This window comes from Microvirga calopogonii (assembly GCF_003347665.1).
GTDB classification, from domain to species: Bacteria; Pseudomonadota; Alphaproteobacteria; order Rhizobiales; family Beijerinckiaceae; genus Microvirga; species Microvirga calopogonii.
In genome coordinates, this window is record NZ_QDGA01000175.1 from 1 (window position 1) to 6,459 (window position 6,459).

6 protein-coding genes and 3 pseudogenes are annotated in these 6,459 nt (G+C 66.8%); 2 read left to right on the plus strand and 7 right to left on the minus strand.

Translation table 11 applies throughout. From position 1 onward, the window contains the following. The first annotated feature begins 235 nt into the window (after window positions 1-235). Entirely contained in the window at window positions 236-988 is a 753-nt protein-coding gene (locus DDF70_RS34900) for an oxygen-binding di-iron domain-containing protein (RefSeq protein WP_114949097.1), read from the plus strand. 17 nt (window positions 989-1,005) lie between these two features. On the opposite strand, the pseudogene DDF70_RS34905 reads toward DDF70_RS34900, so the two are convergent. The 4 genes and pseudogenes from DDF70_RS34905 to DDF70_RS34920 all read right to left on the minus strand — a co-directional run bounded on the left by DDF70_RS34905 (window position 1,006) and on the right by DDF70_RS34920 (window position 4,339). Continuing rightward, window positions 1,006-2,218: pseudogene (locus DDF70_RS34905) on the minus strand (MFS transporter). Between the two features lie 51 nt (window positions 2,219-2,269). Further along, window positions 2,270-3,700 carry an FAD-dependent oxidoreductase gene (locus tag DDF70_RS34910; RefSeq protein ID WP_114949098.1) on the minus strand — a complete coding sequence of 477 codons (1,431 nt, stop codon included), beginning with the start codon at window positions 3,698-3,700 and terminating at the stop codon, window positions 2,270-2,272. Window positions 3,701-3,714: 14 nt separating this feature from the next. Beyond that, a complete protein-coding gene (locus DDF70_RS34915) occupies window positions 3,715-3,969 on the minus strand; it encodes a DUF1127 domain-containing protein (RefSeq protein ID WP_114949099.1) in 255 nt (84 codons plus the stop codon). Window positions 3,970-4,021: 52 nt separating this feature from the next. After that, window positions 4,022-4,339, minus strand: a complete 318-nt coding sequence (locus tag DDF70_RS34920; RefSeq protein WP_114949100.1) for an ArsR/SmtB family transcription factor — start codon at window positions 4,337-4,339, stop codon at window positions 4,022-4,024. A 93-nt stretch (window positions 4,340-4,432) separates the two neighbouring features. Here DDF70_RS34920 and DDF70_RS34925 point away from each other — a divergent pair, with 93 nt between their 5' ends. Next, on the plus strand, window positions 4,433-5,242 hold the full coding sequence (locus tag DDF70_RS34925; protein WP_114949101.1) for a sulfite exporter TauE/SafE family protein: 810 nt from the start codon (window positions 4,433-4,435) through the stop codon (window positions 5,240-5,242). A gap of 154 nt (window positions 5,243-5,396) precedes the next feature. On the opposite strand, the gene DDF70_RS34930 is transcribed toward DDF70_RS34925, so the two are convergent. The 3 genes and pseudogenes from DDF70_RS34930 to DDF70_RS34945 form a co-directional block, all read right to left on the minus strand. Beyond that, window positions 5,397-5,591: a hypothetical protein gene (locus tag DDF70_RS34930; protein WP_114949102.1), complete on the minus strand. Its 195-nt coding sequence runs from the start codon at window positions 5,589-5,591 to the stop codon at window positions 5,397-5,399. Window positions 5,592-5,668: 77 nt separating this feature from the next. Beyond that, window positions 5,669-5,887, minus strand: a pseudogene (locus DDF70_RS34935) (hypothetical protein); the annotation flags it as partial. Window positions 5,888-6,275: 388 nt separating this feature from the next. Continuing rightward, window positions 6,276-6,459: pseudogene (locus DDF70_RS34945) on the minus strand (IS66 family transposase); the annotation flags it as partial.

The window sequence follows — 6,459 nt, forward strand, 5'->3', positions numbered from 1 at the left end:
TGCCGTGCAGGTCCACAGCCGCCTCGACGATCCTCTGCCGGGTCTCCGCCTGCTGTTCCGCACGCTTCTTGAGGGTGTAGGTCCGGGTCATGTGTGTTTCGGCACACCGCATGGTGCCGCCATATTGACCATCTGCCGATTTCACTGCACGCTATTGTACGTTCAAATGTGACTGCTGTCCACCGTGCCCAGTCCGGCCGGTGGCACCCACCAAGATGATCGCGTGGAGAAAGTCATGGGACCCAACATCAGCGAAATCGCCGACGGCATCTATCGGATTTCCGTGTTCGTGCCGGATATCGCCCCGCCGACCGGCTTCACCTTCAACCATTTCCTCGTGCGCGGCGACGAACCGCTCCTGTTCCACACGGGGCTGCGAAAGATGTTCCCGCTCGTGTCCGAAGCCGTGTCCCGGATCATGCCGGTTCAGGACCTGCGCTGGATCACGTTCGGCCATTACGAGGCCGACGAATGCGGCGCCATGAACGAATGGCTGGCTGCTGCCCCGGACGCTCAGGTGGCGCATGGGATGACGGGATGCCTGGTGTCGCTGAACGACATGTCGGATCGACCGCCACGGGTGGTGGCGAATGGCGAAGTGATCGACATCGGCGGCAAGCGGATCCGCTACATCGATACCCCGCACACCCCGCACGGGTGGGATGCCGGCGTGGTTTACGAGGAGTCGACCCAAACCTTGCTGTGCGGCGACCTCTTCACCCAGCTCGGCAATGGTCCGGCACTGACCGAAAGCGACATCGTCGGTCCGGCGATCGCCGCCGAGGACCTGTTCCAGTACTCCAGCCTGAGCCCGGACATGGGAGCGACGATCCGTACTCTCGCGACGCTGTCGCCACGCACGCTGGCGCTGATGCACGGCCCGTCCTTCTTTGGCGATGGCCGAGCGGCGCTGAGCGCACTGGCGGACGAATATGACCGTCGTACCTTCGATCGCAGGCAGGCCATCGCTCAGGCCACAGCCGCATAGGCAGAGCTAGGGCAGTCTCATGATCCTCCCGCCGGGGTCGGCCGTGAGACCGCCCACAGCAGACCCACGAAGCCGAGGTTCAGGCAAGCCAGCCCGGAGAGAAGTCCGAGTGCTGGGTCCGGTCCGCCGATGTCGATCAGGACCGCCCCGATCGATGGCGACAGGGCCTGGGCGAGCAGACTCGGCATCGCCAGCTTGCCCATAAGTGAGGCGTAGCCGTCGGGACCGAACAGGGCGAGGGGGAGGGTGCCCTTGGCGATCGAGCCGATGCCGTTTCCCGCACCGTACAGCGCCAGGTCAAGCGCCAGGATCGGGAACCCGAGGAGCAGCAGGATGACCCCGCCCGCGACCAGGGTGACGGAAGCCGCCATGGTCCAGATCGGATGGTAGTGGCGGCCGAAGGCCATTTCGATGACGCGGGCGCCGACCTGCGACGGACCGACGAGCGCCCCGAGGCCAACGGCCGCCGCGAGGCCGAGGCCCCGGGCCTGGAGGAAGGTGAGCAGGTGCACCCCGATCATGGAGGCGGTCACCGCACCGAGGGTGAGGATCGTGGCGAGCAGCGCGAACGCGCGTATCCGCCTGGTCCCGGTCAGAGGGGGCGGTGAGGATATCCCGGGTTTCGCGCCGGCCGACCGACCATCGCGCGAAACCGACCCGATGCCGGGCACGACGAAGGCGTGCAGCGGAAGGCATACGAGGACGTGGATCGCGGCGTAGGCCGCGCAGGCGCCGCGCCAGCCGAAGTGCTCGACCAGCCAAGCGCTGAGCGGCCAGCAGACCGTGCTGGCGAAGCCGCCCCACAGGGTCAGGGTGGTGATCGCGCGTCGGGCATCCTTGCCGTACAGGCGGCCCAGCGTCGCGAAGCCCGCGTCGTAGAGGCCGGACCCCATGCCGACGCCCATCACGAGCCAAGCCATCAGGTAGACGGGAAGGCTGTGGGCAAGTGGCAAGTGCCAGTGTCGCGAGCCCGGCGGCAAGCAGGACGGAGCTGGCGACGAGGACCGGACGGCCCCCTTTCGCATCGATGGTGCGTCCGACCCGCGGCGCGATCAGTCCGGCCGCGAGCAGGCCGACGGAGAGCCCGCCCACGACCCAACCGAGCGACCATCCGGTGTCGGCGGCGATCGGACGGGCGAGCACGGCCGGCAGGTAGAAGGACGATCCCCAGGCGAGGATCTGCGTGATCCCGAGGGCGGAGATGACCACCCTCGGACTCGGCTTCGGCATGGCGGGATCGCTTGCCAGGGACTCACTCACCGGATTCGACACGGGCGGATCTCAGCAGCAGCCCGCAGGTTCCGCAACCTTCTCCGGCACCTTCGCGGGACCGCACCCGCAGCCGGACTTGCCCTCGGCCTTGACCTCGGCATCCGCGACGCAGCAGGCATCGGCCTTCGCCGGGGCGGGGCCGCCGCAGCAGCTTGAGGACGCAGGCACCCCATCGACGGGAAGGTTGGTCGAGCACACGCCCGTCTCGGGCAGGACGAGGTGGATGTCATCCGCGTCCACGAGGTCTCCGGCAATGGCTGCCACGACCGAGCGCACCTGCTCGTAGCCTGTGAGCATCAGGAAGGTCGGGGCACGGCCGTAGCTCTTAATGCCGACGGTGTAGAAGCCCGGCTCCGGATGGGCGAGTTCGCGGTGGCCATGCGGCGGCACGGAGCCGCACGAGTGTTCGTTGGGATCGATCAGCGGTCCGAGCGCCTTCGAGCTCTCCAGCCAAGGATCAAGGTCGAGCCGCAGCTCTCGGGTCAGGCTCAGGTCCGGGCGCTGCCCCGTACAGACGACGATCCGGTCGACAGGGCCGACCTCGCGGATTCCCTGCGCCGTCTCGCCCTCGACCATGACCTGTTCGCCGTCAGCCCTGACGCGGGTCACGGAGAACCCGGCGACCAGGGTCACCCGCCCGCTGTCGACGAGGGCCTTGAGGCTGGAGCCGAGTTCGCCTCGGGCGGGAAGCTGATCGGCACGGCCGCCGCCATAGACCCGCATCAGGTTCTCACCGCGGGTCGCCCAGACGATTGACGTCGCGGGATTCCGCTCAGCCAGCCGGGCGAGGTCGAGGAGGACGTTCGCGGCCGAATGCCCGGCGCCGACCACGAGGGTCGTTTTGCCCTCGTAGGCAGCGCGGTCGCGCCCGAGCACGTCCGGGATGCCGTACGCGATGTTGGCCGCGTTCTCCGCCTCGCCCTCGGCGAGGATGCCGCCCGCCCCCAGGGGATTCGGAGCCGTCCACGTTCCGGAGGCATCGATCACCGCCCGCGCCAGGTCGCGTCGGATGGCGCCGTTGCCGTTGGAAACGGCAAGCACGAACGGCTTGATCTCCCGGCCCTTGCTGAGCACCTTGTCGGCACCCTGCCGGGTGATCGCCTTCACCTTCACGCCGGTCTCGATCACCGCCGCCATCTCGGGTGTCTCGGCGAGCGGCTTGAGGTAGGCCTCATACAGATCCAATCCCGTCGGCATGGCCTTCCCCGGAGGCTCCTGCCAGCCATGGGACTGGAGCAGGGCGCGGGCCGCCGTGTCGGTGTTGTACTCCCACGGCGAGAACAAGCGCACGTGGCCCCAGTCCCGGACGTTGGCGGCAATGGTATCGCCGGCCTCATACACTTTCACGGGCAGGCCACGCTGGATCAGGTGGGCAGCGGCGGCCAGCCCGACTGGGCCTGCGCCGATGACGGCAATGGGGAGGGCATCAGACGAGGTCATGGCGGACTCCTTGGTCAGCAGCAGGAGGCAGGTCGGGGAGCGAAGCCGTCGCGCACGCGCTCAACGAAGACGCGGCCTTGGCAGCAGAGGATCTTCAGCATCCGCGAAGGATCGCGGTGGCGGGGCTGGGCCAGGACGGCGAGGACGTCCGCCCGCTCGAGGCCGATGTCGCGCAGGAGATGGTCGTCCAGCTCGCCGAGGGCCGAGACGTGCCGTCGGTTCCGGGCCGCGCGGGCGAGATGGAGGACGAAGGGAAGGAAGCCTGGCATCTGTCTCTCCTTTTAATATTTCCGGTAATATGAAAATACTGGGCAAAATAAATCAGGCAGCGTTCTCCGCCCGGGTTCCGCATCCGGCGTCGGCGCAGCACTCGTCGGCCAGGAAGCCGATGAGGCCGTTCATCGCCGGGTAGCTAGCCCGGCAGATCAGGGTCGTGGCCTGCCGCTCCTGCGTCACCAATCCCGTCAGCAGGAGCCGCTGGAGATGGTGCGAGAGCGTCGAGCCCGGAATGCCGAGGCGCTCCTGGATCTGCCCGACGGGCAAGCCCGCCTCTCCGGCCCGCACGAGGGTGCGGTAGACCTGGAGCCGGGTGGTGTTCCCGAGCGCTTCGAGTTGCTTGGCGGCTTGTTCGATGTTCATGGAAACACGATGGACCTGTCCGGCTCAGCCGTCAAGCGGTATTTCTAGGATTATCGAAATTGCATGCGGGACCGAGTTTCGGGATGATGCCTCATGAAACCCGATCCCGATCCACGGACCGTCCGCCGGAGCATGCCCACCGCCTTCGTGGGAGGCACCGTCATCGGGACGCTTGGGGGTCTGATCGGACTTGGCGGCGCCGAGTTCCGCCTTCCGCTGCTCATCGGGATGTTCCGCTTCGCAGCCCTGGAAGCGGTGATCCTGAACAAGGCCACGAGCCTCGTCGTGGTTGCGTCCGCCCTGCCGTTCCGGGCGGCAACGGTGCCCTTCGGGCTGATCGCGACCCATTGGCCAATCGTGCTCAACCTGCTGGCCGGCAGCCTCCTGGGGGCGTGGGTCGGTGCCGGATGGGCGACCCGCCTGAAGTCCGAGACCCTCTACAAGGAGATCGCGGTCCTTTTGGTCGCCATCGCGGGTGTGCTGGTGTTCGGCCATGACGCGGGTGCAGGCCAACCTATCCTCGTCGGATCGGCTCAGCTCGTCGCCGGCATCGTCGTCGGGTTCCTGATCGGGATCGTGGCCTCGCTGCTCGGCGTGGCCGGTGGCGAGATGCTGATCCCGACCCTGGTGCTGCTGTTCGGGGCCGACATCAAGCTGGCCGGAAGCCTGTCCCTCGCCGTGAGCCTGCCGACGATGCTGGTTGGCTTCACCCGCTACAGTCGGGACCGGAGCTTTTCCGTTCTCGGCCGCAACCGCACCTTCCTGCTCGTCATGGCGGCAGGTTCGATTGCCGGCACGTTCATCGGCGGATTGCTGCTCGGCATCGTTCCCGATGCCGTCCTGCTTCCGGCCTTGACGGCAATCCTGCTGGTTTCAGCCGTGAAGGTCTGGCGGCACGCGTAACCTCATCTTTCCTCGGGCTATGCCCAGCCGCTGTCGGACGGAATCCCGGATGACGGCCGTTTCGTGCTAAGCCCTGCCACGACGCGACCATTGTCAGCGAAATCCACGAGCTGGTGAACATGGGAGAGACGTGAGGAAACGGTCGGTTACCTCCTTACCCGCCGCCGATCTCCTCGATGACGACGCCGGTGCCGCCGCAGATCGGGCATTCCATTTCGCCAAGTTTCCCGGTGCCGTTGCATTCCCGGCAGACGTTCTCGCCGGCCCCAGGCGTATCCGGATCGGCCTGGTCGCCGGGATTGAGCTTCGGCTTGTGAGGATGGTCGTCACCTGACTTCGGGTCGGACATGGCCTTGGCTCCTGCATGCTCCTGTCGGGCAACGCCGCGAGGACGCCGGGGTTGCCCCGTGAGCCTGCCGGACCGTTCTACTCGGCTGCCTTGACCGCGTGGTTCATGGCTTCCGCAGCGAGCCGCATGGCTTCCGTCTCGGCCGCCTCCTTGCGCTCACTGTAGCGGTCGGTGAGGTAGTCGGAGCGGTCGCGGGTCAGCAGCGTGAACTTCACCAGCTCCTCCATCACGTCCACCACCCGGTCGTAGTAGGAAGACGGCTTCATCCGGCCGGCCTCGTCGAACGAGCGTGTTGCATGGATCGGTTGGTGAGCACACGGAGCCCACTCCGTGCCTTTGCTTAGGCGATGCGGACGGACTTCGGGCGTCCAAGCTCAAGCATGCGGTTCAGGGCCTGAACTGCGACAGCAACCTCCGTCGCACGACGTCGGTCAGTCCGCGAACGCAGCGCATCTCCAATCACTCGTTTAAGCCGACTGATGGCGGCCTCCACTAGTGGGTCGTCTGCCGTCGGGTCTGGCATTCTGCTGGTGCCTGTGATTTCGGCTGGGGCAGCGGTTGGCTGGTACAGGCTCCGGAACCGCCAACGCGATGGATCTGCTCCGTCGCGCAGCGCCGGCGCCGCTGCCGGCGCTTGCCGTTCCAGACAAACGTAATTACCCACGCCGCATTTTGACCTGAGGTTCAGGCGGACACGGTCTGAAGGATTGTCTTGAACGCGTTGGTTCCCAGGCCGAGACGAGCCGTGTCGACGACGGTGCGAATGTCTGCTTCGCCTTCGGCCGCCCACATGGCCCGGTAGCCGTTGGTCACCTTGCGCTGAATGACGGCCGGTCTGAGCGCGCGTTCGCAGGCGTTGTTGGTCGCC